This window comes from Pseudomonas fluorescens group sp. (assembly GCF_020093335.1).
GTDB lineage: Bacteria > Pseudomonadota > Gammaproteobacteria > Pseudomonadales > Pseudomonadaceae > Aquipseudomonas > Aquipseudomonas petroselini.
The window spans coordinates 64,960-89,026 of sequence record NZ_JAIOKW010000014.1 but is presented as its reverse complement, the minus strand read 5'-3'; the positions used below and the strand labels follow the sequence as shown (position 1 = coordinate 89,026).

Genomic DNA, 24,067 nt, shown 5'->3' with positions numbered 1-24,067 from the left:
TGCATGGATTTACAATATGATGTCTGACGTTAACTGTGTGGCATTCGCTGTTTAAGTAGTTCCAAGCTGTTGCAAAAAAACTGGAAGCTTCCAGCTTTTTTGTAACGACGTTAGGGTTTAGGCTATTCGTTTAGTCAATCCCAAGTTGTTTCATCCGGTAATAGAATGTACGTTTGGCAACTCTCAAGTCAGCCGCCGCCAGGTCCACATTGCCGTTGTGCCGATGCAGTGATTCCTCAATCAGTGACTTCTCAATACGTTGTAAGCGTTCTTTGAGGCTTGCTTCAGATATCTTAGGATTCTTACCCCTCACTGAGAGTGGAGGAAGGCCTAAAACAAAGCGTTTAGCCGTGGAACTCAGCTCGCGAACGTTGCCAGGCCAGGGATGGCATAACAACTGTTGTAACAAGGAGCTCGGAGGCTGGGGATAAGGGCATTTAAACGATTCCGCTTCTTGGCGGATCATGGTCAAAAAAAGCGGGATTATACGATCTCTGCACTCTCGCAAAGACGGGAGCTGGATGTTGACGACACTCAAACGAAAATACAGGTCTCGCCGGAAAGTCCCGCGTTCAACCATTTCGTATAGCGACTGTTGAGCCGATGCGATAACGCGCATGTCTACAGGAATAAACCGGGTCGAGCCGAGCCGCTCGACACCGCGCGATTCAAGCGTGCGCAGTAGCTTGGCTTGCAAGGAAAGCGGCATGCTGTCGATTTCATCCAGGTACAAGGTGCCTAGATGTGCGGCTTCGATAAAGCCTGCCCTGGACTGTACAGCGCCTGTATAGGCTCCGCTATTGACGCCGAACAGTTGGCTTTCCGCGAGGGTTTCGGGAATGGCGGCACAGTTCACAGCGATGAAACTCCCCCGTCGTCCGGATAAACGATGGATTCGCTGCGCCAAGGTGTCCTTACCGGTTCCGGTTTCTCCCAGCAGCAAAATATCTATATTGAGCTGGGCAGTGCCGCTCAGTATTTCTTCAATGTCGGGGCCTTCAAGCAGTGAAATATCCGCTTCATTGTCCATAGTGTCAGAGGCCGACATTGAATGATTACTCCATAATCGCTATTGCTTCACTATTGGCATGTAGGCTCGGTTCAGTAGATAGAATTTTATAAGTGTTGTCACTTGTTGTTGAGCGTGCGAATTACCAATATCGTGTAGGATAAGTTTGGTTTTAACTTGGATTTATTTTCGGGTAATAAGATATAGCAGTGTAAGTAGGAGACGTCTGAAAATTTTTGATGCTTGGCGTGCGTGTTGTTGAATGCTGATAAACAGCGCCCACAAAAAAGCCGATGCACTGCATCGGCTTTTTATTCGCGGTATAAACCGCAGTTAACGTTTACACGTTAAAACGGAAGTGCATCACATCGCCATCTTTAACAATGTATTCCTTACCTTCCAAACGCCATTTACCCGCTTCCTTGGCACCGGCTTCACCCTTGAACTGGATAAAGTCGTTATAGGCGATCACTTCGGCGCGGATAAAGCCTTTTTCGAAGTCGGTGTGGATCACACCGGCGGCCTGTGGCGCGGTAGCGCCGACCTTGACGGTCCAGGCGCGGACTTCTTCGACACCGGCGGTGAAGTAGGTTTGCAGGTGCAGCATCTCGTAACCGGCGCGGATCACGCGGTTCAGGCCAGGCTCTGTCAGACCCAGGGCCTCAAGGAACATGTCCTTTTCTTCGCCGTCATCCAGCTCGGCAATTTCCGCCTCGATCTTGTTGCACACCGGCACCACGATCGCGCCTTCCTCGTCGGCGATGGCCTTGACCACGTCGAGCAATGGGTTGTTCTCGAAGCCGTCTTCAGCGACGTTGGCGATGTACATGACTGGTTTGGTGGTCAGCAGATGGAAGCCTTTGATCACCGCTTTTTCATCGGTATTCATGCTCTTCATCAGGCTGCGTGCTGGTTTGCCCAAGGTGAAGTGAGCGATCAGCTGCTCCAGCAGGCCTTTCTGGACCACTGCGTCCTTGTCGCCGCCCTTGGCGTTACGCGCGACTTTTTGCAGTTGCTTTTCGCAGCTGTCGAGGTCGGCGAAGATCAGTTCGAGGTCGATGATCTCGATGTCGCGTTTCGGGTCGACGCTGTTGGAGACGTGAATCACGTTTTCGTCTTCAAAGCAGCGGACCACGTGGGCGATCGCATCGGTTTCACGGATGTTGGCCAGGAACTTGTTGCCTAGGCCTTCACCTTTCGACGCGCCGGCTACCAGGCCCGCGATGTCGACGAATTCCATGGTGGTCGGCAGGATACGCTTGGGATTGACGATCGCCGCCAGTTCCTGCAGGCGCGGGTCCGGCATAGCCACGATGCCGCTGTTGGGCTCGATGGTGCAGAAGGGGAAGTTCTCCGCTGCAATACCGGACTTGGTCAGGGCGTTGAACAGGGTGGATTTGCCGACGTTGGGCAGGCCGACGATGCCGCAATTGAATCCCATGGTGTTTCCCCTCGGTAAGAGTCAGGCCTTCTGGCTGTGCAGGTTTTTCATCGCGCGGTTCCATTCACCGGCGAAGATATCCGGCAGCACGCCGAGGACAAAATCGATGCTGGCATCGAGTTTTTCCTGTTCGGCGCGTGGCGCACGACCCAGGACGAAATTTGAAACCATACTGGCAACGCCTGGGTGGCCAATGCCGAGCCGCAGACGGTAGAAATTATTCTGATTACCCAGCTGCGCGATGATGTCGCGCAGGCCATTGTGCCCGCCATGCCCGCCGCCCAGCTTGAGCTTGGCTACACCGGGTGGCAGGTCCAGTTCGTCATGGGCCACCAGGATCTCTTCGGGTTTGATCCGGAAGAAGCCCGCAAGCGCCGCGACAGCCTGGCCGCTGCGGTTCATGTAGGTGGTGGGAATCAGCAGACGAACGTCCTGACCTTGATGCGAGAAGCGTCCGGTCAGGCCAAAATACTTGCGATCGGCCACCAGGTTTATACCCTGGGCGTGGGCGATGCGCTCAACAAAAAGGGCCCCCGCGTTATGCCGGGTCTGTTCGTATTCGGCGCCTGGATTTCCCAGGCCAACGATCAGTTTAATGGCAGTCACGACAGGGGCCCTTCCTTTGGAGTTGTGGATAACATCGCCGCAACCTGCGTGCGGCGAAAGTGGACGACATTACATCATTTACTCAAGAGTAAACGCCGCGTTATCGCCCGCTTTCTCGCTACGTTCCGGTCCGCGATGTTTCCTCAAGCTCCGACGTCACAGAGAGTATTACTCTGCAGCGGTTTCGCCTTCTTCATCTTCAGCTACAACACGTGGCGCGTGGACGTTGGCAACAGCCTTGTCGTCGTTGTGAGCCAGTGCAACGAACTCAACGCCTTTAGGGGCCTTGAGGTCGGACAAGTGAATGATGGTGCCGATTTCAGCGGCCGACAGGTCGACTTCGATGAACTCAGGCAGATCTTTCGGCAGGCAGGTTACTTCCAGCTCGGTAGCAGTGTGGGAAACAACGCCGCCTTTCTTGACCGGAGCGTCTTCACCAACAAAGTGCACAGGCACGATAGCGGTCAGTTTCTGGCCAGCAACAACGCGAACGAAGTCAGCGTGCATGATGAACTGCTTGGACGGGTGACGCTGCATCGCTTTAACGATGACGTTCTGCTTGGTGCCGTCGACGTTCAGTTCGATAACGTGGCTGTAGGCAGCTTCGTTTTCGAACAGCTTGGCGATTTCCTTGGACAGGATAGTCACGGATTCAGCAGGCTTGTTACCACCGTATACAACGGCTGGGATGTTGGCGGCGTGACGCAGGCGGCGGCTCGCACCTTTCCCCAGGTCAGTACGCGCTTGGGCGTTCAGAGTAAAGTCATTCATGTTGTATCTCCAAAATAGCCATCATCGAGCGGCGTTTGCGACCAGCGCCAGACTCGACATGGGCAAAAAAGCCCCGCCCCAACAACATGTCGGGGCGGGGCGCTTTTCGTCAGTGAGATGGACCGAAGGTTTGACCCTTAACGGAACATCGCGCTGATCGATTCTTCATTGCTGATGCGGCGAACCGCCTCGGCAACAACCGGTGCGATATCCAATTGACGGATACGCGAACAGGCTTGAGCAGCAGCGGACAACGGGATGGTGTTGGTCACCACCAGTTCGTCCAGCATGGAATTTTCGATGTTCTCGATCGCTCGGCCAGACAACACTGGGTGTGTGCAGTAGGCGAAGACTTTAGCGGCACCGTGCTCTTTCAAGGCTTTCGCCGCGTGGCACAGGGTGCCGGCGGTGTCGACCATGTCATCAACCAGAATACAGGTACGCCCTTCGACATCACCGATGATATGCATCACTTCAGAGTGATTGGCTTTCTCGCGGCGTTTGTCGATGATCCCGAGGTCCACGCCCAAGGATTTGGCAACGGCCCGTGCACGCACGACGCCACCAATGTCCGGGGACACGATCATCAGGTTTTCAAAGCGCTGGTCTTCGATGTCATCCACCAATACGGGGGAGCCGTAGATGTTATCTACCGGAATATCGAAGAACCCCTGGATTTGGTCAGCGTGCAGGTCAACCGTGAGAACACGGTCGATGCCTACCACGGTCAGCATGTCAGCAACGACTTTCGCGCTGATAGCCACACGTGCGGAGCGCGGACGGCGATCCTGACGGGCATAACCAAAGTAAGGGATTACAGCTGTGATTCGAGTCGCTGAGGAGCGGCGGAAGGCATCAGCCATCACGACGAGTTCCATCAGGTTATCGTTGGTCGGAGCGCAAGTCGGCTGAATAATGAAAACGTCTTTACCGCGAACGTTTTCATTGATCTCGGCTGTAATTTCGCCGTCGGAAAATTTACCGACAGAGATGTCACCGAGAGGGATATGCAGCTGACGTACGACACGTCGAGCCAGATCGGGGTTGGCGTTCCCCGTAAAGACCATCATCTTGGACACGCGCAGTACCTAGAGGCTGAGGGTAACCTGGATGAGTATAGGAAAATGGCAGGGGCGGCTGGATTCGAACCAACGCATGGCAGGATCAAAACCTGCTGCCTTACCGCTTGGCGACGCCCCTGTATCTGTTGCAACGAGTGCCTAACACTCGGTTCCTTTAGAGCAGACTTTGCAGCTTGCGATGCAACATCGAAACGTTGCTTCCCTTTGCTACAAACCCTGTAAGGGTCTCTGTAAGAAGGGCCGAGACTTTATCAGCTTCAGCTTTGCTTGGGAAGCCCCCAAACACACAACTTCCAGTTCCGGTTAATTTTGCTTCGGTAAATTTACCTAACAAATTCAAAGCGTTACGTACCTCTGGATAACGCCTTGCTACAACCGGTAAGCAGTCATTTCGACTGTTTCCCTTGGGAACGGGGCGCACTTTAATGGGAGGAGAGTTACGTGTCAACAGCGGATCTGAAAAAATTTCTGCTGTACTTACAGATACTTGCGGAACAAGAACGACATACCACGGCTCTTCGGGGTATTCCGGGGTGAGTTTTTCGCCCACACCCTCGGCGAAAGCGGCGTGCCCGCGCACGAAAACCGGGACGTCGGCGCCCAGCGTCAGGCCCAGCGCAGCCAGGCGATCATCGTCCCAGCCCAGGCGCCACAAGTGGTTCAGGCCCAGCAAAGTCGTCGCGGCATTCGAGCTGCCGCCACCGATACCGCCGCCCATGGGCAGGATTTTATCGATCCAGATATCGATGCCGAGCGGGCAACTGGATTGCGCCTGAAGTTTTTTCGCCGCCTTCACAATCAGGTTGCTGTCGTGAGGGACGCCTTCGAATTCGGTATGCAGCTGGATCACGCCATCGTCGCGCACGGCGAAGGTCAGCTCATCGCCGTAGTCGAGAAATTGAAACAGCGTCTGCAGTTCGTGATAGCCGTCTTCACGGCGACCCAGAATGTGCAGCATCAGGTTGAGTTTGGCCGGGGAGGGCAGGGTCAATGTTTGTACCGACACGTTATTGCCCCAGTTTGCGCGGTTGCCAGTCCTTGATCACCAGCGTGACATCAAGGTCGGGGCCGTGCAGCTTGATGCGCTCGGGCAGCCAATAACCGCTTTGTTCCACATAGCTCAAATACTCGACTTGCCAGCCATCCTGCTCCAGCGTCGACAGGCGGCTATCGCCGTTCAGGCTCAGGCGACTCTTGCTGTCCGGTGCGGGCAAGCCGCGTACCCACCAGACCAGATGAGACACCGGCAGCTTCCAGCCAATCTGTTGTTCAAGCAGTTCTTCCGGCGAGGTGGCTTCATAGCGACCCTGGTTGGCCACTTCAAGGCTGACGTGTCCCGGTCGACCGGTCAGGCGCGCCGCGCCACGGCCCAGAGGACCCGACAGGCGAATATCGTAGTAGTCCTGGCGTTGCAGCCAGAACAAGGTACCGCTGCCGGAGTCCTTGGGGGCGCGGACGCCGACTTTGCCTTCGATTTGCCAGCCATCAATGCTGCTGAGCTGGTCCTTGTGTTGCTGCCATTGCGCCGGGTTGCCCTGGCCTTCGACGGATTCACGGGAACCGAAGCCTGCGCAACCGGCGAGCAGGGCAATGAAGCTGAAAACGATAACGTGGCGCAAGAACATAAGCTTAAAGGGTCTCGGATCCGGTCAGGCGCTTGATGGTGCCGCGCAGGATAGGGCTTTCGGGTTGTTCCTTGAGGAATTTTTCCCAGATTTGGCGTGCTTCGCGCTGCTTGCCATTGGCCCACAGCACTTCACCCAAGTGGGCGGCGACTTCCTGGTCGGGAAAGCGCTCCAGTGCCAGGCGCAGCAGGCGTTCAGCTTCGTCCAGGTTGCCCAGGCGGTAATTCACCCAGCCCAGGCTATCGAGTACGGCAGGGTCTTCCGGGTTGAGCTTGTGGGCTTGTTCGATCAGCACCTTGGCTTCGGCGTAGCGCGTCGTGCGGTCAGACAAGGTGTAGCCCAGGGCGTTGAGAGCCATGGCATTGTCCGGGTCGCGCTTGATGATCAGGCGCAGGTCTTTTTCCATCTGCGCCAGGTCATTGCGTTTTTCGGCCTGCATGGCGCGGGTGTACAGCAGGTTCAAATCGTCAGGGAACTGCAGCAAGGCTTGTTGCAGCAGTTTCCAGGCACGCTCGCCCTGTTTGTTGGCCGACAAGGTCTCGGCCTGGATCAGGTACAGCTGGATCGCGTAGTCAGGTTCGGCATCCCGCGCAGCGGCCAGGCGTTTTTCCGCCTCGTCGGTACGGCCGTTGCTCATCAGGATATCGGCCTGGCGCAATTGGGCCGGCAGGTAGTCGTTGCCGGGGCCGACTTGTGCGTATTCGAGCAGGGCAGCTTGTGGGTCGTTGCGTTCTTCAGCGATACGGCCGAGGTTCAGGTGGGCCGAGTCCACATGGCTTTCGCGCTGGATCAGCTCTTCCAGATACCCCTTGGCCTCGTCCCAGGCCTTGGCTTCCAGGCATACCAGTGCCAGGGAATAACGCAACTCGTCGTCGTCCGGGTATTGCTGGACCAGGTTGGCGAACTGCACTTTGGCGTCCTCCATGCGGTCCTGTTCCACCAGCATGCGGGCGTAAGTCAGGCGCAGGCGCTTGTCGTCCGGATACTTCTTGATATTTTTTTCCAGCAGAGGAATCGCTTCCTTGCCGCGATTGAGGTTCTGCAACAGGCGTGCGCGCAGCAGGATCGGGGCGATTTCGCCTTCTTCCGGCGGGTTCTGCTCGAGCAGCTTCAGGGCTGCGTCGGCTTCGTCGTCCTGTTGCAGCAGCAGTGCCTTGCCGAACACCAGTTGGCTGTTCTTCGGATGTTTTTGCAGCAGGCGGTCGAAACTCTTCATCAGGCCATTGCGCGTGTCCTGGTCGGTGTCGGCAGCCGACAGCGCGAGGAAGTCGAAATGGGTGTCGCCCTTGCCCTGCAGGACTTTCTCCATATAGACCATGGAGTCGTCATAGCGCCCGGCGCGCGCCAGCTGAATCGCTGCCGCCCGTTGTGCTTCCAGATCGTCCGGGGCGTTTTTCGCCCAGATCATCGACGTGTCCAGCGCAGCCTGGTCGGCGCCCAAGTATTCGGCGATGCGGAAAGCCCGCTCGGAAATGCCCGGATCCTGGGTGTTGATGGCCTGGGTCACGTAGTTATCCAGCGCAATGTCGAAGCGATTGCGTTGGCCGGCCAGCTCCGCGGTCAGCAGGCTGTACACCGTTTCTTCACTGAACGAGGAATAAACCTTGGGCTTTTCAGGGGCGGGGGTGCTGTCTTCCACCGGCGGGGTACCGTCCGGCGACACGGGTGCCATGGCCTGGCAGCCGCTGAGGAAGACAAAAGCAAGGAGCAACGCGGAGGATCTATTCATATAGGAAGAGGACGACTAACCTGCGGTCGGATCATCATGACACAAGCCTTCGGCCAAACATAACCGAGTCTCAATGGGGGCCTTTATAGACACAAGGCATTAGGACAATAGACGACGGTGGTTGTTCTGAATCTTTCGAAGTAGGACAATTGTCGGCTTCCCGACATCATCAGCGATATTGAATGGCCTTCCTCGCACTCGGTATTAACCACAAGACTGCCTCCGTAGACGTGCGCGAGCGCGTGGCGTTTACGCCAGAGCAGTTGGTTGAGGCCCTGCAGCAGCTCTGCCGGCTCACCGACAGTCGCGAAGCAGCGATCCTTTCGACCTGCAATCGCAGTGAGCTTTATATAGAACAGGAACATCTTTCAGCGGATGTGGTGTTGCGCTGGCTGGCCGATTATCACCATTTGGACCTCGATGACCTGCGCGCGAGCGCTTATGTGCACGAAGACGATGCGGCAGTTCGTCACATGATGCGCGTGGCGTCCGGTCTCGATTCGCTGGTGTTGGGCGAGCCGCAGATCCTTGGCCAGATGAAGTCCGCCTACGCCGTGGCGCGTGAGGCCGGCACCGTCGGCCCGCTGCTGGGTCGCCTGTTCCAGGCCACGTTCAACTCCGCCAAGCAGGTGCGTACCGACACCGCCATCGGCGAAAACCCGGTGTCCGTAGCGTTCGCTGCGGTCAGTCTGGCCAAACAGATTTTCAGTGACTTGCAACGTAGCCAGGCCCTGCTCATCGGCGCCGGCGAGACCATCACCCTGGTCGCCCGCCACCTGCATGACCTGGGGGTGAAGCGCATCGTGGTGGCCAACCGTACCCTGGAGCGTGCCAGCATCCTCGCCGAGCAGTTCGGCGCACATGCCGTGCTGCTGGCAGATATCCCGGCCGAATTGGTGCGCAGCGATATTGTGATCAGTTCCACCGCCAGCCAGTTGCCGATTCTTGGCAAAGGCGCGGTCGAAAGCGCGTTGAAGCTGCGCAAGCACAAACCCATCTTTATGGTGGATATTGCCGTTCCCCGCGATATCGAGCCCGAAGTCGGCGAGTTGGACGACGTTTACCTCTATAGCGTCGACGATTTGCACGAAGTGGTCGCCGAAAACCTCAAGAGCCGCCAGGGTGCAGCCCAGGCCGCTGAAGAAATGGTCAGCGCCGGCGCAGACGACTTCATGGTGCGCCTGCGTGAGTTGGCCGCAGTGGACGTGCTCAAGGCGTATCGTCAGCAAGGCGAGCGCCTGCGCGACGAGGAGTTGCTCAAGGCCCAGCGCTTGCTGGCCAACGGCAGCAGCGCTGAAGACGTGCTGGTGCAACTGGCCCGAGGCCTTACCAACAAGTTGCTCCACGCGCCCAGCGTACAATTAAAAAAGCTTACCGCCGAAGGCCGCCTCGATGCGCTGGCCATGGCCCAGGAACTCTTTGCCCTCGGTGAGGGCGCGTCAGATAGCTCTTCGGATAAAAAACTGCAATGAAAGCGTCACTGCTCAATAAACTGGACGTGCTCCAGGACCGTTTCGAAGAACTGACCGCGCTGCTCGGCGATGGTGAGGTCATCTCCGATCAGGCCAAGTTCCGTGCCTATTCGAAGGAATACGCCGAAGTTGAGCCGATTGTGGCGACCTACAAACACCTGACCAAAGTGCAGGCCGACCTTGAAGGTGCCCAGGCACTGCTCAAGGACAGCGACCCGGACATGCGCGAAATGGCCGTGGAAGAAGTCCGCGAAGCCAAGGAAAAACTGGCCGAGCTGGAAGGCGACCTGCAGCGCATGCTGCTGCCCAAGGACCCGAATGACGGGCGCAACGTGTTCCTCGAAATCCGTGCCGGCACCGGCGGCGACGAGGCAGCGATTTTCTCCGGCGACCTGTTCCGCATGTATTCGCGGTATGCCGAGCGTCGCGGCTGGCGTGTCGAGATCCTGTCCGAGAATGAAGGCGAGCACGGCGGCTATAAAGAGGTTATCGCGCGGGTCGAAGGCGACAACGTCTACGGCAAGCTCAAGTTCGAGTCCGGCGCGCACCGCGTGCAGCGGGTTCCGGCGACCGAGTCCCAAGGCCGAATCCACACCTCGGCGTGCACCGTCGCGGTGTTGCCCGAGCCGGACGAACAGGAAGCGATCGAGATCAACCCGGCTGACTTGCGTGTCGACACTTACCGCTCGTCGGGCGCTGGCGGTCAGCACGTTAACAAGACCGACTCGGCGATCCGTATCACCCACTTGCCGTCGGGCATTGTGGTGGAGTGTCAGGAAGAACGTTCCCAGCACAAGAACCGTGCGCGGGCCATGTCCTGGCTGTCGGCCAAGCTCAACGACCAACAGACCAGCGCCGCCGCCAATGCAATTGCCAGCGAGCGCAAGTTGCTGGTGGGCTCGGGCGACCGCTCCGAGCGCATCCGTACCTATAACTTTGCCCAGGGCCGGGTCACCGACCACCGGGTCAACCTCACGCTTTATTCCCTGGACGAGATCCTCGCCGGTGGCGTGGACGCGGTGATCGAACCGTTGCTTGCCGAATATCAAGCGGATCAGTTGGCGGCGATAGGTGAATAAATGACCATTATTGCCAGCCTGCTGCGCGCCGCCGACCTGCCCGACTCGCCTACCGCGCGCCTGGATGCCGAGTTGTTGTTGGCGGCGGCGTTGGGTAAAACCCGCAGCTACCTGCACACCTGGCCCGAGAAAATCGTCAGCAGCGAAGACGCGCTGACGTTCGCCGGCTACCTGCAGCGCCGTCGCGGCGGCGAACCGGTCGCCTATATCCTCGGCCAGCAGGGCTTCTGGAAGCTGGACCTGGAGGTCGCGCCGCATACGCTGATCCCGCGTCCGGACACCGAACTGCTGGTGGAAGCGGCCTTGGAATTGTTGCCGGCCACGCCCGCCAAGGTCCTCGACCTGGGCACCGGCAGCGGCGCCATCGCCTTGGCCCTGGCCAGTGAACGGCCAGCCTGGCAGGTCACCGCCGTCGACCGTGTGCTGGAGGCCGTGGCCCTGGCCGAACGCAATCGCCAGCGCCTGCACCTTAATAACGTGACGGTGCTGAACAGCCATTGGTTCAGCGCGCTGCCCGGTCATACCTATGACCTGATCATCAGCAACCCGCCGTACATCGCCGCCAACGATCCGCACCTGGTGGCGGGCGACGTGCGTTTTGAGCCGGCCAGCGCACTTGTGGCCGGTCATGATGGTTTGGACGACTTGCGCCTGATCATCAAAGAAGCCCCCGCTCACCTGAATGCCGGCGGACGACTGCTGCTGGAGCATGGTTACGACCAAGCCCCGGCCGTGCGCGACCTGCTATTGAGTGAAGGCTTTGAAGAGGTCCACAGCCGCATCGACCTCGGCGGTCACGAGCGCATTACCCTGGGGCGTCGCCCATGCTGACCGACCAGGAGCTGTTGCGCTATAGCCGACAGATTCTGTTGCAGCATGTCGACATCGACGGCCAATTGCGCCTGAAAAACGCCCGTGCGTTGATCGTCGGCCTCGGTGGCCTGGGTGCACCGGTTGCGTTGTACCTGGCGGCGGCCGGTGTGGGCGAGTTGCATCTGGCGGACTTCGACACGGTCGACCTGACCAACCTGCAGCGCCAGATCATCCATGACACCGACAGCGTCGGGCAGGCCAAGGTCGACTCGGCCCTGCGTCGCCTGACCGCCATCAACCCGGCAATCACACTGGTCGCCCATCGCACCGCGCTGGATGCCGATTCCCTGGCCGCCGCGGTAGAAGCGGTGGACGTGGTGCTCGATTGCAGCGACAACTTTTCCACCCGTGAAGCGGTGAATGCCGCCTGCGTCGCCGCTGGCAAGCCGTTGATCAGCGGCGCGGCGATTCGCCTTGAAGGGCAGTTGTCGGTGTTCGACCCGCGCCGCGCCGAAAGCCCGTGCTACCACTGTTTATATGGGCATGGCAGCGATACCGAACTGACCTGTAGCGAAGCCGGCGTGGTGGGCCCACTGGTAGGGCTGGTCGGTAGCCTTCAAGCGTTGGAGGCCCTGAAACTGCTGGTCGGTTTCGGCGAACCCTTGGTCGGCCGCTTGTTGCTTATCGATGCCTTGACCACGCGGTTTCGCGAGTTGCGCGTCAAGCGTGACCCCGGTTGCAGTGTGTGCGGGACGCAACATGGTTAAGGACGCGCCAATCGGTGTGTTCGATTCCGGTGTCGGCGGGTTGACCGTGCTGGACGAAATCCAGCAGCTTTTGCCCCATGAATCGCTGCTGTACGTGGCCGATTGCGGGCACATCCCCTACGGCGAGAAAAGCCCGGCGTTTATTCTCGAGCGTTCGCGGCGGGTGGCGGCGTTTTTCCGGGAGCAAGGCGCCAAGGCCTTTGTGATTGCCTGTAATACCGCCACCGTCGCCGCTGTCGCCGACCTGCGGCTGGATTTTCCCGATTGGCCGCTGGTGGGCATGGAGCCTGCCGTCAAACCTGCCGCCGCGGCTACTCGCAGTGGTGTGGTCGGGGTGCTTGCCACCACCGGTACGCTGCAAAGCGCCAAGTTCGCCGCCTTGCTCGACCGTTTCGCTACCGACGTGAAGGTCGTCACCCAGCCGTGCCCTGGCCTGGTCGAGCTGATTGAAAGCGGTGACTTGAACAGCCCGGCCCTGCGCCAGTTGTTACAGCGGTACATCGAGCCGCTGCTCAGCGCCGGTTGCGACACCATCATCCTCGGCTGCACCCACTATCCCTTCCTCAAGCCGCTCCTCGCGCAGATGCTGCCCCCTAGCATCATCCTCATCGACACCGGCGCCGCCGTGGCCCGTCAGCTCAAGCGTCTGCTCGGCGAGCGCGACCTGCTGGCCGTTGGCAGCCCTGAACCTGCACAGTTCTGGACCAGCGGCGATGTGTATCACCTAAGAAATATCCTACCGACACTATGGAAATATCCGGGCGTTGTGCGAAGCTTTGGTGCGTGAAAATTTCGTGAAATTCCGGCGTTAATCACTGGAACTTCTGACTACACGCCAGCTTCTATAGCGAGATAGCCTGTAAAAAACCATATAACTTCGTTCGGAAAGGATGTTTCTTATGAAGCGCTTGTTCTGTTTGGCTGCGATTGCGGCCGTTGTAGTGGGGCACTCTGTTTCGGCACAGGCCGCTGGCCTGGAATTGGGGGTGGGGAGCACCAGCGATTCGACCATGACCTATCGGCTGGGGCTGACATCGGACTGGGATAAAAGCTGGTGGCAGAGCGATACCGGTCGATTGACCGGCTACTGGAGCGGCGCCTACACCTATTGGGACGGTGACAAGCGTGCCAGCGCCAGCAGCCTGTCGTTCTCGCCGGTATTTGTGTACGAATTTGCCGGCGAATCGGTGAAGCCTTATATCGAAGCCGGGATCGGGGTGGCGGTGTTCTCGCGCACCAAGCTGGAAGACAACAACATCGGCCAGGCTTTCCAGTTCGAAGATCGCCTGGGCTTCGGCCTGCGCTTTGCCGGCGGGCATGAAGTGGGCATCCGTGCCACGCATTACTCCAATGCAGGGATCAGCAGCAATAACGACGGGGTAGAGAGCTACTCGTTGCACTACACCTTGCCGTTGTAACCCTTCAGGACACTGAAAAAACCATGTGGGAGGGGGCTTGCCCCCGATAGCAGTGGATCATTCAGCACATCTGGTACTGATATATCGCAATCGGGGGCAAGCCCCCTCCCACAGTTGATTGCCACAATCTTCAGCATCAGCGGTAGGCGGTAGCGATACCCTGTCGCTCTTCCAGGCACTCGGGCGCGCCCATCTCGAACTCCCGGCAAATCAGCGGACGTCGCTCGTAGATCGTACACATCATCGTGTCCCGATCCAGCGCCGCGCACCAGCCGTCGTCCAGGCGCAGCATCACTTCGCCGCCCCAATCATCGGTGTCGATATAGCGCTCCGGTACGCCCGTATCGGTGATCAGCATGACTTCCAGCTGACAGCAGCAGGCCGCACACGTCGAGCAAGTGACGACGGGTTCGGTGATTTGGGTATGCGGGATGTTGGTCATAGGCGCGCAGTGTAAGGCAAGCGGGTGGCACACGTGTGAAGCGACTGACGGACGTCAGCGCGCCAACCGGTGCAGGCCCACGAATACCGCGGCCCACAGCAGCGCCAGCACGGCCATCGTGGGCGCTAGGCCGAAACCAAACTGCACCCCCGCCAACTGGCTGCCGGCATAGTAAGAGAGCGGGCCGCCCAAGGCGCCCAATACCGCCGCACGCCACCAGGGGCGGGCGCTCCAGGCCAGGCAATGGCGCAGCGTGGTCGCCAGCAACGCCCACAGCAGGATCAACCAGAAAGGAATCAGCGGGCCCGGCTCGGTGAACTGAAACACCCCCAGCGTGCGCAATGCGGTATCCAGTAGCGTGCCCAAGACGGTAATGCTGAGGATCAGCCTGCCGTCTTCAGTCCACGAACTTATCCACAGCAGATGAACCGCCAGCACGGCCAGTCCTACCAGTAACCACCGGCTGTCACCGCCGAGCACGCAGGCAAACCAGCCGCACTGGAAGAGTGCGGCATTGGCCAGCGTCTTAAGCACTGAAACGCCCGAGCAGCGGCGGGTTGATCGCCGACGGCTTGGCCAGCAGCAATTGCGCCGTGCCGATCGTGCGCTCCATAAAGCCGCCTTCGCAGTAGCACAGGTAAAACTCCCACAGACGCAGGAAGTATTCGTCGTAGCCTAATTCTGTGAGGCGGCCGTGGGCGCGGCGAAAATTCTCATGCCACAGGCGCAAGGTGCGCGCGTAGTGCAGGCCGAAATCCTCCATGTGCAACAGGTTCATATCGGTATCGCGGCTGACGATGTGCAGCATGTTCTGCACGCAGGGCAGGGCGCCGCCGGGAAAGATATAGCGCTGGATAAAATCCACACTGCGCTTGGCCTGTTCAAAGCGCTGCTCACGAATGGTGATGGCTTGCAGCAACATCAGCCCGTCATTCTTGAGCAAGTGCGCGCATTGCTTGAAGTAGGTTGGCAGGAAGCGATGCCCCACTGCCTCGATCATCTCGATGGACACCAGCTTGTCGTACTGGCCGGTCAGGTCGCGGTAATCCTTCAGCAGCAGCGTGACCTGGCTTTGCAGCCCCAGGGCCGCGATGCGTTGCTCGGTGTAGGCGAACTGTTCCTTGGACAGGGTCGTGGTGGTGACCTTGCAACCGTAATGTTGCGCCGCGTACAGCGCCATGCTGCCCCAGCCGGTGCCGATTTCGAGTAGATGATCGGTGGGCTTGAGCGCGAGCTTTTGGCAGATGCGTTCCAGTTTGTTCAGTTGCGCCTGCTCCAGGGTGTCCTCAGCAGTTAGAAACTGCGCCGCCGAGTACATCATGGTGGGGTCGAGAAACTCTTCGAACAGGTCATTACCCAGGTCGTAGTGGGCGGCGATGTTTTTCTGCGAGCCCTTGCGCGTGTTGCGGTTGAGCCAGTGCAAGCCCTGGGTGAACGGCCGAGCCAGGCGCGCGAGGCCACCTTCCATCGCGTCGAGCACGTCCAGGTTGCTGACCATCACGCGCACCACGGCGGTCAGGTCCGGACTGGTCCAATAACCGTGGATAAATGCTTCACCGGCACCGATGGAACCGTTGGCCGCCACCAGGCCCCACACGGCTGAATCGAGCACTTGGATCTCTCCCAGCAAGTGCGCTTCCCGTGCGCCGAATACTTGCCGCTCGCCATCCTCGATCACCACCAACTGGCCATGGCGCAATTGGCTGAGTTGGCGCAGCACGCCTTTGCGCAATAGCGCAGTGGTCATGCCATTGACGTTCAGGCGGTTGCCCTTGACCGATAAGCTAGGGGATTTCATGGCGGCGATCCTTGGTATACCCGACTGCGGTGCGTGAGGCGCCATCGGCGGCCTGATGGGAAAAAATCGGTGTGCGTTTGAGTAACAGGCGCGTGGCTTGCCAATAGATGGCCAGGCAGGTCTTGGCGGTCATCCACGGAAAGCGCCACAGGTAGCGGTGCAGGCTGGCGCGGTTGAGCGTTTCTTTTTGCAGACTCAAGGTCGCGTCGAAGACCTTTTGCGTGCCCTGCCAATCGGCCATGTGCACGCCGAGTTTGGCGGCGGGTGGGCTGAAGCTCATGCGGTATTCCAGGTCGCGCGGCAAGAACGGCGACACATGGAAGGCCTTGGCCACGGCGAAATGCTGATGCTCATCCGCACTCAAGGCCTGGGCCGGCAGCACATAGTGATAGCGCTCGCGCCACGGGGTGTTGGTCACTTCACACAGGATCGCGGCCAGACGTCCGTCGGCCTCGAAGCAGTAGAAGAAACTCACGGGGTTAAAAGCCAGGCCCCAACTTCGAGCCTGGGTCAGTAGGCAGATAACGCCCTGGGGTGTACGCCCCAGTGCCTTGCCGACTTCCTGGCGCACGGCATCGCTCAAGCTCATGCCGGTGCGCGTGAATTCACGCAGGTAGTCCTGCTGGCGAAAACCGAAGGGCGCCAAACGGCTGCGCCCCGCCAGAGGTGAAAGCCCGAGCACTTGCTGCTCTTCGCTCAGGTCCAGGTACAGCAGGCCTATGCGGTAGCGAAAGGCATGGGCCTTGGGCGTAAACCGGCGATGGGCTATCCAGCCACTGTACAGGGCGCTGTTCACAGGGTTTCCCCAAAGGCTTCGGCCACGCGCAAGGCGCTGACCACGCCGTCTTCGTGGAAACCGTTGGCCCAGTAGGCGCCACAGTAGAAGGTGTTACGCACGCCAGACACGTCCTCCCAACGACCTTGGGCCGCCACCGCTGCCAGGCTGTATTGCGGGTGGGCGTAGGTGTAGCGGGCCAGGACCTTAAGCGGGTTGATCATCGACGTCTGGTTCAGGCTCACGCAAAAGGTGGTGGCGCTGTCGATGCCTTGCAGGATGTTCATGTCGTAAGTCACCGCCGCCTGCGTGTGCGTGTTGCCGGTCAGGCGATAGTTCCAGCTGGCCCAGGCCAGCTTGCGGTCGGGCAGCAGGCGGGTATCGGTGTGCAGCACCACGTCGTTGTCGGCGTAGGGCATTGCGCCGAGGATCTCCCGTTCGGCCTGGCTGGGGTCCGCGAGCAAGGCCAATGCTTGGTCGCTGTGGCAGGCGAAGACCACACGGTCAAAGGTTTCGCTGCCGGCAGGGCTGTGGATAATCACGCCGTCGTCCGTACGCTCAACTTGATGCACGGGGCAATTGAGGCGGATGTGTTCGCGAAAGCGGCGGGTCAGCGGTTCGATGTAGCGGCTTGAGCCACCTTCGATCACGCACCACTGTGGGCGATTACTCACCGAGAGCAAGCCGTGGTTCTTGAAGAAGCGCACAAAGAACTGCAAGGGGAACCCGAGCATGTCGGCCAATGACATCGACCAGATCGCCGCGCCCATCGGCACGATGTAGTGGCGGATAAACCGCTCGCCGTAATGCCCGGCGGTGAGGTAATCGCCCAGGGTCATCTCGGCGCTGATGCGTTGTTCCTGCAGGTCCAGCGGTGCCTGGCGGTTGAAACGCAGGATATCGCGCAACATGCCCCAGAACCCCGGCGACAAGATATTGCGACGCTGGGCAAACAAGCTGTTGAGGTTATTGCCGTTGTACTCGAACCGGGTGTTCTCGTCGCACACCGAAAAGCTCATTTCGGTGGGTTTGAACGTTACCCCGAGTTGCCCCAGCAGGCGCATGAAGTTGGGGTAGGTCCAGTCGTTGAACACGATGAAACCGGTGTCTACCGCATAGCTTTTACCCTCGACGGTCACGTTGACCGTGTGGGTATGCCCGCCGATGCGGTCGCCCGCTTCGAACACCGTGATGTCATGACGGCGACTGAGCAGGTAGGCACTGGTGAGGCCGGCGATGCCGCTACCGATGATGGCGATCTTCACAGGTCGTCCTTTTTCGGCGGTGGGCTGCGCAACATGCGTTTGCCGATGATCAGTTGTGCGCGGTTCGGCAGTTTCGACAGCGGCCAGAGGGTGGCGATAAACAGGGCGGGAAAGGCAATTTCCAGCGGACGTTTATCCAGCTTGGCGAAGATATGCCGTGCGGCTTTGTCCGCCGACCAACTGAGCGGCATCGGGAAATCATTGCGTTCGGTCAGTGGCGTGTCGACGAAGCCTGGGCTGATCACGGTCACGTCGATATTTTCTGGCGACAGGCTGATGCGCAAGGATTCGAACAGGTAACGCAAGCCGGCCTTCGAGGCGCCATAGGCTTCGGCGCGCGGCATTGGCAGGTAGGTCACGGCGCTGGCGACGCCCACCAGGTGCGGCGTTGATCCTGCGCGCAACAGCGGCAGGGCGGCTTCGATGCAATAGCTGCTGGCCAACAGGTTGGTGCGCACCACGTGCTCGATGATCGATGAATCAAACTGCCGTGCGTCCACATATTCACAGGTGCCGGCATTCAGGATCACGGTGTCCAGCGCGCCCCAGGCCCTGCCGATCTGTTCACCGATCTCGCGCACGGTCTGGCTGTCGGTCAGGTCGCCCGCCACCACCAGTACTTGGCCGGGATAGCGTTGCGCGAGCGCCTCCAAAGGCCCTTTCGTGCGCGAGCTCAGCGCCACATGGGCGCCGCTGTTGAGCAGTTCCACGGCCAGCGAGGCACCGATGCCACTGCTGGCACCTGTCAGCCAGTAACGACGGGGGGGTACTGCGCTCATCCCACTCTCCTTTTCAGCCAACCGACGACTCTGCCCAGCACGGGCAAGTGCTCGTACAGCAGAGCGCCAGCATCGAAATAATCACGGTGGCGGTACACCTTGTCTCGCCACATCAGGTGCGAGCAGCCTTCCACCCGGATGACCTTGCCGTTGGCCAGGCGCGGGTGGCAAAAGCTCATTTTCCAGCGCAGGTAACCTTCACCTTCGGCCACTTGGTCGAAACCGTGGAAGTCGAAACGCAACTGGCTGACATTCCCGTACAGCTCCGCGAAGTAGCGGTGCAGGGCAGGCAGGCCATGCACTTCGTGCAAGGGGTCGGTGAAGGCGATGTCTTGGCTGTACAGGCTGTCCAGCAGGTGCAGGTTGTGTTTATCCAGCGTGGCAAAGGCCTGGGCGAAGCGGCGCAGGAAGTCACTCATATTCGCCCCCTGCGGCCTGGCGCGAGGGCAGGCTGCGGAAGGCTGCCAAGGCACGTTCGCGGGATTTTTTCAGGTCGACAATCGAGCGCGGGTAGTCCGCCACGCCGAACAAACCACCGGCGGCGTCGGGGTTGTGTACGTCCTTTTTGTTCAGCGCGGCCAGTTCCGGCAGCCAGTGCTTGATGAACACGCCGTCACTGTCGAACTTTTCCGATTGGCTCAACGGGCTGAAAATCCGGAAGTACGGCGCCGAGTCGGTGCCGGTGGACGAACTCCACTGCCAGCCACCGTTATTGGCCGCCAGGTCGCCGTCGATCAGGTGGCGCATAAAGAAGCGCTCGCCCTCGCGCCAGTCGATCAGCAGGTTCTTGGTCAGGAACATCGCCACCACCATGCGCAGGCGGTTGTGCATCCAGCCGGTTTCCAGCAGTTGGCGCATGGCGGCGTCGATAATCGGCAGGCCGGTGCGCGCCTCCTGCCAGGCTGCGAGGTCTTTGGGCGCATTGCGCCAGGCCACGGCTTCGGTTTCGGGGCGGAACGCGCGGTGGCGCGAGACCCGTGGGTAGCCCACCAGAATGTGCTTGTAGAACTCGCGCCAGAGCAATTCGTTGATCCAGGTAATGGCGCCCATGTCGCCGCTTTCGAACTCGCCGCCGTTGGTTTGCAGCGCGGCGTGCAGGCACTGGCGCGGCGAAACCACACCCGCCGCGAGGTACGCCGAGAGCTGGCTGGTGCCGGGCTTGGCGGGGAAGTCGCGCTCGTCCTTGTAGTAGCTGATTTGCTGGTCGGCAAAGGCATCGAGACGCCGACGTGCTTCGTCCTCACCCGCCGGCCACAAGGCTCGCAGCGCTTGGCTGGGGGGCTCGAAACCTTCGACGGTTGTCGGTATCGGATCGCTTTTCAGCGTGAGCGCGGCCTGAGCCTTTGGCGCTGCGACGATGCGTGGCAGGGCGCTGTGCAAGCGGCTGTAGCAGACCTTGCGAAACTGGCTGAACACCTGGAAATAAGTACCGGTCTTGGTCAGCACGCTGCCGGGCTGGAAGAACAGTTGGTCCAGGTAGCTGTGGAAGCTGACACCTTGCGCTTCCAATGCCTTGGACACGGCCGCATCGCGACGGCTTTCGTGGATGCCGTATTCCTCGTTGACGTGCACCGACTCAACCGACAGTTCCTGGCACAGCTGGCTCAGTACGCGGGGCGCCTGGTCCCAGGTGGCTGCGGTGCGGATCAGCAGGGGAATGTTCAGCTCGCCCAGGGTGGCGCTCAGTGCGTGCAGGTTGCGCAGCCAGAAATCCACTTTGCACGGCGCATCGTCGTGGGCCAGCCACTGCTCGGGCGTGATCAGGTAAACAGCCGCGATCGGGCCCCGCTGGCTCGCGGCGGCCAGGGCGGTGTTGTCGTGTAGGCGCAGGTCGGTGCGCAGCCAGATCAGATGCATTTAAACAAGTCCACGCTGGATCAGTAGCTGGTGGGCCGCCAATGGCTCTTCGGCGACGAGCAACTCAGGGATGTCATGGGTTAATACGGCCATCTCGGCCTGGTGGATGCATACCGTTGGTCCGACGATCAACTTTGGGCAACTGATGCCGCTCAGAAGTTTTGCGAATGCCGACAAATGGAGCGCCTTGCTTGAATACAGCAGCACGGCGCGCGGTTGCAGATGTTCCACCGCCAGGGCCAGTTCACCAGGGGGCAGCGGCCAGTCGAAGACTTCTACCGGGCAGTCGGCGCTGCTCGCCAGCCAGGCGCTTAGCCACAGATGCGGCTCCAGCGGCAGGTCGGATTGATTCACCAGCAGCAATGGCGCGCCGTGCAACTGGCGGTTGTTGTGGTAGATACGCGCACCGAACTTGCTGCGCAGCCAGGACAGGAAAAACACCCGCTCCATCTGCGCGCCGAATTGACCCTGCCAACGCTGTTCCAGCTCTTGCAGCAGTGGCATCAGCAGTTGCTCGCACAAGGTGCGTGGCGGGTACAGCGCCATGGCCTGGTTGAACGCGTCGTCGACGCGGCGTTCGGCCAATTCGCTGATGGCGTGCACCAGTGTCTGGCGCAGGGTGTGCCATTCGTTTTCCACCGTATCGGGGACGGTCAGGGCCGAGTCGATCAGGCCTTTGACCTGGCTGACCGGTACGCCGCGATTGAGCCAGGTGAGAATGGTGTGGATACGTTGGACATGCTCGGCGCTGAACAACCGATGGCCCTTGGGCGTGCGCTGCGGCACGATCAGGCCGTAGCGGCGTTCCCAGGCGCGCAGTGTCACGGCGTTGACGCCGGTCTGGCGCGCCACTTCGCGGATCGGCAGCCAGCCGTCTTGGAGGGCTTGGGCAATGTCTTCGCCGGGTTCGTCTAGCAGGGCAGCTTTCATGGTCTAGATCGCATTTCGCAGGCTGAGGTTTTCCGGATGCGGTTGCAGGTACGCCTGCTGCGCGATGTAGCGATCCGGGTGTTGGCGAAAGTGGTGTTTGAGCAGGGTCAACGGCACCACCAATGGCACGATGCCGTGACGGTATTGGCCGATGACGGTTTGCATTTCCTGCTTGTCGTCGGCGCTGATGGCCTGCTTGAGATAGCCGCTGATGTGTTGCAGCACGTTGGTGTGGGTGCCACGGGTAGCGCACTTGGTCAGGCCGGTCATCAGGTCGCTGAAATAACAACTGGCCAATTCATCGAGGTTGGCGCCCTTGGTCATGCTGCCCAGCAGGTGGCCGAGGCTTTTGTAGTGCGCGGGGCTGTGGGCCATCAATAAGTATTTGTAGCGCGAATGAAAGGCCAGCAGGCGGTGACGGGTCAGGCCTTCGGCGAGCAATTGCTGCCAACTGGCGTACACGAACACGCGGGTCAGGAAGTTTTCACGCAGCACGGGGTCATTCAGCCGGCCATCTTCTTCCACCGGCAGGTTGGGGTGGCGTGCACAAAAGGCCTGGGCGTAGATGCCGCGTCCGCCGCCGTCGACCGGGGTGCCGTTTTCGCGGTACACCTTGACCCGCTCCAGGCCACAGGACGGCGACTTCTGCATAAAAATGTAACCGCACAGGTCAGTGTGTTCCGCGGCCATCTGCTGGCCGTAATCATCCAAAGGCTGGGTGACGTTCAGCTCGCGGTTCACCGTGCCGACGGCTTGCGGGTGGGCGGGGTCACCCACCAGGCGGATAGGTTCACGCGGGATGCCCAGGCCAATGGCGACTTCGGGGCACAACGGCACGAAGTCGAAATAGTCGGCGAGGGTCTGGCTGCACAGCAGGGATTGTTTATGGCCACCGTTGAAACGCACGTTCTCGCCCAGCAGGCAGGCGCTGACGCCGATCTTCGGTTTGGTGGTGCTGGACATAAACCCATCCTCTGCAAGATTCCTGTACAAGATTTAAATCTTGTACAACTAAATCTCATCATAGGTTCGATGCTGTACAAGTCAAATTATTTGTACAAGTTTATGCGCAGGCTATTTCCAGCCGATTTTCCACGCGTCGACATCTTGCAGGGTTTGCCAGGGCAGGCGTTCGCTGCGGAGGGTCATGACGGCTTGCAGTTCGATTTCCAGCACGGTGCCTTCATCGTCGCGAAACAGCTCTGTGACCAGAAAGTGTTTTTCTTTGTTTCGGGGGCGCGCTGCTGTCCACTTCGACAGCAGCAATTTTGCGGGATTGATACGGTTCATTGCAGGTGTTCGATCAAGCGTCGCGCGGCTTCCTGGCCGCTGAGCCATGCACCTTCCACGCGGCCCGACAGGCACCAGTCGCCACACACATACAGGCCCAAGTCGGCATCGGCCAGCACGCCGAACTCGTGGCTGCTTGACGGTCGCGCATAGAGCCAGCGGTGCGCCAGGCTGAACGACGGCGCGGGCATGGCGCTGTGCAGCAGTTCGGCGAAGGCGCCGTGCAGGTGCTCGATCACCGCCTCCTTGGACAGGTCCAGATGGGCCTTGCTCCATGCGCTGGTGGCATGCAGCACCCAGGTATCGAGGGCGGTGTCGCGCCCCGGTTTGCTGCGATTGCGCGCGAGCCAGTCGAGGGGGCTGTCTTGCACAAAGCAGCCCTCCATGGGCGTATCCAGGGGTTTATCGAACGCCAAGGCGATGGCCCAGGTCGGGTCCATCTTCACGCCGGCGGCGGCACTCGCCAGCTTGGGCGCGGCAGCCAGCAGGGCAGTGGCCTGGGGCGCCGGGGTGGCGATGATGACGTGGCTGAAGGGACCATGGTTTTCGCTGTCTGCATCCAGCAGGTTCCAGTGTTGTTTGCCCTGGAACACTTCGGTGATGCGGCACCCGAACTCCACCGGCAGGTCATCGAGCAGGGCGCGGGTGATTGCGCTCATGCGCGGCGTGCCGACCCAGCGGATTTGTTCATCGGGGGAGGGCGTGAGCTGGCCGGATTTGAAGTTATACAGCTGGGGCTTCCATTGCTCGGCCCAGCCATTGCTTTGCCAACGCTGCACTTCGTTGACGAAGCGCCGGTCGCGGGCGGTGAAGTATTGCGCGCCCATGTCCAGGGAGCCGGCATCGCTGCGCTTGCTGGACATGCGGCCACCGCTGCCGCGGCTTTTATCGAAGAGTTGTACAACGTGCCCCGCGTCTCGTAACGCTCGGGCGGCGGAGAGACCGGCGATGCCGGTGCCGATGATCGCGATGGGAACAGTCATGGGAGGCCTCGTTTTACCGTTGGGTACAGACTACGCCGACACCAATAGCTGTACAATATTGTTTTTTGGTATAAGTTTTGGCTTACCTGTTCTTACGGCGTGACCTATGGTTAAAGCAGAGGCTTAATCCAACGTC

General features: G+C 59.8%; 26 protein-coding genes and 1 tRNA gene. 6 read left to right on the top strand and 21 right to left on the bottom strand.

The window, feature by feature from the left end; translation table 11 throughout:
• Positions 1–130: 130 nt before the first annotated feature.
• The 9 genes from K7431_RS16700 to K7431_RS16660 all read right to left on the bottom strand — a co-directional run bounded on the left by K7431_RS16700 (position 131) and on the right by K7431_RS16660 (position 8,263).
• Positions 131–1,048 (bottom strand): sigma-54-dependent Fis family transcriptional regulator, encoded by a 918-nt coding sequence (locus tag K7431_RS16700; protein WP_012722102.1) that lies wholly within the window; start codon positions 1,046–1,048, stop codon positions 131–133.
• A gap of 301 nt (positions 1,049–1,349) precedes the next feature.
• Positions 1,350–2,450, bottom strand: coding sequence for a redox-regulated ATPase YchF (gene ychF / locus K7431_RS16695; protein WP_012722103.1), 1,101 nt, complete (start codon positions 2,448–2,450; stop codon positions 1,350–1,352).
• A gap of 21 nt (positions 2,451–2,471) precedes the next feature.
• Positions 2,472–3,056, bottom strand: coding sequence for an aminoacyl-tRNA hydrolase (pth, locus tag K7431_RS16690; protein ID WP_012722104.1), 585 nt, complete (start codon positions 3,054–3,056; stop codon positions 2,472–2,474).
• A 168-nt stretch (positions 3,057–3,224) separates the two neighbouring features.
• Positions 3,225–3,827: a 50S ribosomal protein L25/general stress protein Ctc gene (locus K7431_RS16685; RefSeq protein WP_012722105.1), complete on the bottom strand. Its 603-nt coding sequence runs from the start codon at positions 3,825–3,827 to the stop codon at positions 3,225–3,227.
• Positions 3,828–3,964: 137 nt separating this feature from the next.
• Positions 3,965–4,906 carry a ribose-phosphate pyrophosphokinase gene (locus tag K7431_RS16680; RefSeq protein WP_003208392.1) on the bottom strand — a complete coding sequence of 314 codons (942 nt, stop codon included), beginning with the start codon at positions 4,904–4,906 and terminating at the stop codon, positions 3,965–3,967.
• Between the two features lie 46 nt (positions 4,907–4,952).
• Positions 4,953–5,027 (bottom strand) — tRNA-Gln (locus K7431_RS16675).
• Positions 5,028–5,063: 36 nt separating this feature from the next.
• On the bottom strand, positions 5,064–5,915 hold the full coding sequence (ispE, locus tag K7431_RS16670) for a 4-(cytidine 5'-diphospho)-2-C-methyl-D-erythritol kinase (protein WP_012722106.1): 852 nt from the start codon (positions 5,913–5,915) through the stop codon (positions 5,064–5,066).
• Between the two features lies 1 nt (position 5,916).
• Positions 5,917–6,534 (bottom strand): lipoprotein insertase outer membrane protein LolB, encoded by a 618-nt coding sequence (lolB, locus tag K7431_RS16665; RefSeq protein WP_012722107.1) that lies wholly within the window; start codon positions 6,532–6,534, stop codon positions 5,917–5,919.
• A gap of 4 nt (positions 6,535–6,538) precedes the next feature.
• Positions 6,539–8,263 carry a tetratricopeptide repeat protein gene (locus K7431_RS16660; RefSeq protein ID WP_012722108.1) on the bottom strand — a complete coding sequence of 575 codons (1,725 nt, stop codon included), beginning with the start codon at positions 8,261–8,263 and terminating at the stop codon, positions 6,539–6,541.
• Between the two features lie 182 nt (positions 8,264–8,445).
• Here K7431_RS16660 and hemA point away from each other — a divergent pair, with 182 nt between their 5' ends.
• The 6 genes from hemA to K7431_RS16630 all read left to right on the top strand — a co-directional run bounded on the left by hemA (position 8,446) and on the right by K7431_RS16630 (position 13,812).
• On the top strand, positions 8,446–9,735 hold the full coding sequence (hemA, locus tag K7431_RS16655; protein WP_012722109.1) for a glutamyl-tRNA reductase: 1,290 nt from the start codon (positions 8,446–8,448) through the stop codon (positions 9,733–9,735).
• On the top strand, positions 9,732–10,814 hold the full coding sequence (gene prfA / locus K7431_RS16650; RefSeq protein ID WP_012722110.1) for a peptide chain release factor 1: 1,083 nt from the start codon (positions 9,732–9,734) through the stop codon (positions 10,812–10,814). The genes hemA and prfA overlap by 4 nt, the downstream gene beginning before the upstream one ends.
• Entirely contained in the window at positions 10,815–11,645 is an 831-nt protein-coding gene (prmC, locus tag K7431_RS16645) for a peptide chain release factor N(5)-glutamine methyltransferase (RefSeq protein ID WP_012722111.1), read from the top strand. It begins immediately after the preceding gene.
• Positions 11,639–12,394, top strand: a complete 756-nt coding sequence (locus tag K7431_RS16640) for a molybdopterin-synthase adenylyltransferase MoeB (RefSeq protein WP_012722112.1) — start codon at positions 11,639–11,641, stop codon at positions 12,392–12,394. Before prmC ends, K7431_RS16640 begins: the two co-directional genes overlap by 7 nt.
• Positions 12,387–13,181: a glutamate racemase gene (gene murI / locus K7431_RS16635; protein WP_012722113.1), complete on the top strand. Its 795-nt coding sequence runs from the start codon at positions 12,387–12,389 to the stop codon at positions 13,179–13,181. The genes K7431_RS16640 and murI overlap by 8 nt, the downstream gene beginning before the upstream one ends.
• A 112-nt stretch (positions 13,182–13,293) precedes the next feature.
• Positions 13,294–13,812, top strand: a complete 519-nt coding sequence (locus K7431_RS16630; RefSeq protein ID WP_043204758.1) for an acyloxyacyl hydrolase — start codon at positions 13,294–13,296, stop codon at positions 13,810–13,812.
• 136 nt (positions 13,813–13,948) lie between these two features.
• On the opposite strand, the gene K7431_RS16625 is transcribed toward K7431_RS16630, so the two are convergent.
• From K7431_RS16625 to K7431_RS16570, 12 genes are all read right to left on the bottom strand, one after another.
• A complete protein-coding gene (locus K7431_RS16625) occupies positions 13,949–14,254 on the bottom strand; it encodes a YkgJ family cysteine cluster protein (RefSeq protein ID WP_043204759.1) in 306 nt (101 codons plus the stop codon).
• A gap of 54 nt (positions 14,255–14,308) precedes the next feature.
• Positions 14,309–14,788 carry a DUF2878 domain-containing protein gene (locus tag K7431_RS16620; RefSeq protein ID WP_012722116.1) on the bottom strand — a complete coding sequence of 160 codons (480 nt, stop codon included), beginning with the start codon at positions 14,786–14,788 and terminating at the stop codon, positions 14,309–14,311.
• A complete protein-coding gene (locus K7431_RS16615) occupies positions 14,781–16,052 on the bottom strand; it encodes an SAM-dependent methyltransferase (protein WP_012722117.1) in 1,272 nt (423 codons plus the stop codon). The genes K7431_RS16620 and K7431_RS16615 overlap by 8 nt, the downstream gene beginning before the upstream one ends.
• A complete protein-coding gene (locus K7431_RS16610) occupies positions 16,039–16,848 on the bottom strand; it encodes a DUF1365 domain-containing protein (RefSeq protein WP_012722118.1) in 810 nt (269 codons plus the stop codon). The genes K7431_RS16615 and K7431_RS16610 overlap by 14 nt, the downstream gene beginning before the upstream one ends.
• Complete coding sequence (locus K7431_RS16605) at positions 16,845–18,092, bottom strand: NAD(P)/FAD-dependent oxidoreductase (RefSeq protein ID WP_012722119.1); 1,248 nt, start codon at positions 18,090–18,092, stop codon at positions 16,845–16,847. Before K7431_RS16605 ends, K7431_RS16610 begins: the two co-directional genes overlap by 4 nt.
• A complete protein-coding gene (locus K7431_RS16600) occupies positions 18,089–18,871 on the bottom strand; it encodes an SDR family NAD(P)-dependent oxidoreductase (protein WP_012722120.1) in 783 nt (260 codons plus the stop codon). The genes K7431_RS16605 and K7431_RS16600 overlap by 4 nt, the downstream gene beginning before the upstream one ends.
• Positions 18,868–19,290, bottom strand: coding sequence for a nuclear transport factor 2 family protein (locus K7431_RS16595; protein ID WP_012722121.1), 423 nt, complete (start codon positions 19,288–19,290; stop codon positions 18,868–18,870). Before K7431_RS16595 ends, K7431_RS16600 begins: the two co-directional genes overlap by 4 nt.
• Positions 19,283–20,728: a deoxyribodipyrimidine photo-lyase gene (gene phrB, locus K7431_RS16590; RefSeq protein ID WP_012722122.1), complete on the bottom strand. Its 1,446-nt coding sequence runs from the start codon at positions 20,726–20,728 to the stop codon at positions 19,283–19,285. Before phrB ends, K7431_RS16595 begins: the two co-directional genes overlap by 8 nt.
• Entirely contained in the window at positions 20,729–21,658 is a 930-nt protein-coding gene (locus K7431_RS16585) for a MerR family transcriptional regulator (RefSeq protein WP_012722123.1), read from the bottom strand.
• Positions 21,659–21,661: 3 nt separating this feature from the next.
• The gene (locus tag K7431_RS16580) at positions 21,662–22,621 is read right to left on the bottom strand and encodes a YbgA family protein (RefSeq protein ID WP_012722124.1); all 960 of its coding nucleotides are present in this window, start codon (positions 22,619–22,621) and stop codon (positions 21,662–21,664) included.
• Between the two features lie 111 nt (positions 22,622–22,732).
• Positions 22,733–22,948 (bottom strand): TIGR02450 family Trp-rich protein, encoded by a 216-nt coding sequence (locus K7431_RS16575; protein WP_012722125.1) that lies wholly within the window; start codon positions 22,946–22,948, stop codon positions 22,733–22,735.
• On the bottom strand, positions 22,945–23,931 hold the full coding sequence (locus K7431_RS16570; protein WP_012722126.1) for an NAD(P)/FAD-dependent oxidoreductase: 987 nt from the start codon (positions 23,929–23,931) through the stop codon (positions 22,945–22,947). Before K7431_RS16570 ends, K7431_RS16575 begins: the two co-directional genes overlap by 4 nt.
• Between the last annotated feature and the right edge of the window lie 136 nt (positions 23,932–24,067).

What these genes read in the sequence shown, in the direction of transcription:
- K7431_RS16700 (WP_012722102.1), bottom strand. Translation starts at nt 1,048, where the DNA reads ATGTCGGCCTCTGACACTATGGACAATGAAGCGGATATTTCACTGCTT.
- ychF (WP_012722103.1), bottom strand. Translation starts at nt 2,450, where the DNA reads ATGGGATTCAATTGCGGCATCGTCGGCCTGCCCAACGTCGGCAAATCC.
- K7431_RS16685 (WP_012722105.1), bottom strand. Translation starts at nt 3,827, where the DNA reads ATGAATGACTTTACTCTGAACGCCCAAGCGCGTACTGACCTGGGGAAA.
- lolB (WP_012722107.1), bottom strand. Translation starts at nt 6,534, where the DNA reads ATGTTCTTGCGCCACGTTATCGTTTTCAGCTTCATTGCCCTGCTCGCC.
- K7431_RS16660 (WP_012722108.1), bottom strand. Translation starts at nt 8,263, where the DNA reads ATGAATAGATCCTCCGCGTTGCTCCTTGCTTTTGTCTTCCTCAGCGGC.
- hemA (WP_012722109.1), top strand. Translation starts at nt 8,446, where the DNA reads ATGGCCTTCCTCGCACTCGGTATTAACCACAAGACTGCCTCCGTAGAC.
- prfA (WP_012722110.1), top strand. Translation starts at nt 9,732, where the DNA reads ATGAAAGCGTCACTGCTCAATAAACTGGACGTGCTCCAGGACCGTTTC.
- prmC (WP_012722111.1), top strand. Translation starts at nt 10,815, where the DNA reads ATGACCATTATTGCCAGCCTGCTGCGCGCCGCCGACCTGCCCGACTCG.
- K7431_RS16640 (WP_012722112.1), top strand. Translation starts at nt 11,639, where the DNA reads ATGCTGACCGACCAGGAGCTGTTGCGCTATAGCCGACAGATTCTGTTG.
- murI (WP_012722113.1), top strand. Translation starts at nt 12,387, where the DNA reads ATGGTTAAGGACGCGCCAATCGGTGTGTTCGATTCCGGTGTCGGCGGG.
- K7431_RS16630 (WP_043204758.1), top strand. Translation starts at nt 13,294, where the DNA reads ATGAAGCGCTTGTTCTGTTTGGCTGCGATTGCGGCCGTTGTAGTGGGG.
- K7431_RS16625 (WP_043204759.1), bottom strand. Translation starts at nt 14,254, where the DNA reads ATGACCAACATCCCGCATACCCAAATCACCGAACCCGTCGTCACTTGC.
- K7431_RS16615 (WP_012722117.1), bottom strand. Translation starts at nt 16,052, where the DNA reads ATGAAATCCCCTAGCTTATCGGTCAAGGGCAACCGCCTGAACGTCAAT.
- K7431_RS16600 (WP_012722120.1), bottom strand. Translation starts at nt 18,871, where the DNA reads ATGAGCGCAGTACCCCCCCGTCGTTACTGGCTGACAGGTGCCAGCAGT.
- K7431_RS16595 (WP_012722121.1), bottom strand. Translation starts at nt 19,290, where the DNA reads ATGAGTGACTTCCTGCGCCGCTTCGCCCAGGCCTTTGCCACGCTGGAT.
- phrB (WP_012722122.1), bottom strand. Translation starts at nt 20,728, where the DNA reads ATGCATCTGATCTGGCTGCGCACCGACCTGCGCCTACACGACAACACC.
- K7431_RS16585 (WP_012722123.1), bottom strand. Translation starts at nt 21,658, where the DNA reads ATGAAAGCTGCCCTGCTAGACGAACCCGGCGAAGACATTGCCCAAGCC.
- K7431_RS16580 (WP_012722124.1), bottom strand. Translation starts at nt 22,621, where the DNA reads ATGTCCAGCACCACCAAACCGAAGATCGGCGTCAGCGCCTGCCTGCTG.
- K7431_RS16575 (WP_012722125.1), bottom strand. Translation starts at nt 22,948, where the DNA reads ATGAACCGTATCAATCCCGCAAAATTGCTGCTGTCGAAGTGGACAGCA.
- K7431_RS16570 (WP_012722126.1), bottom strand. Translation starts at nt 23,931, where the DNA reads ATGACTGTTCCCATCGCGATCATCGGCACCGGCATCGCCGGTCTCTCC.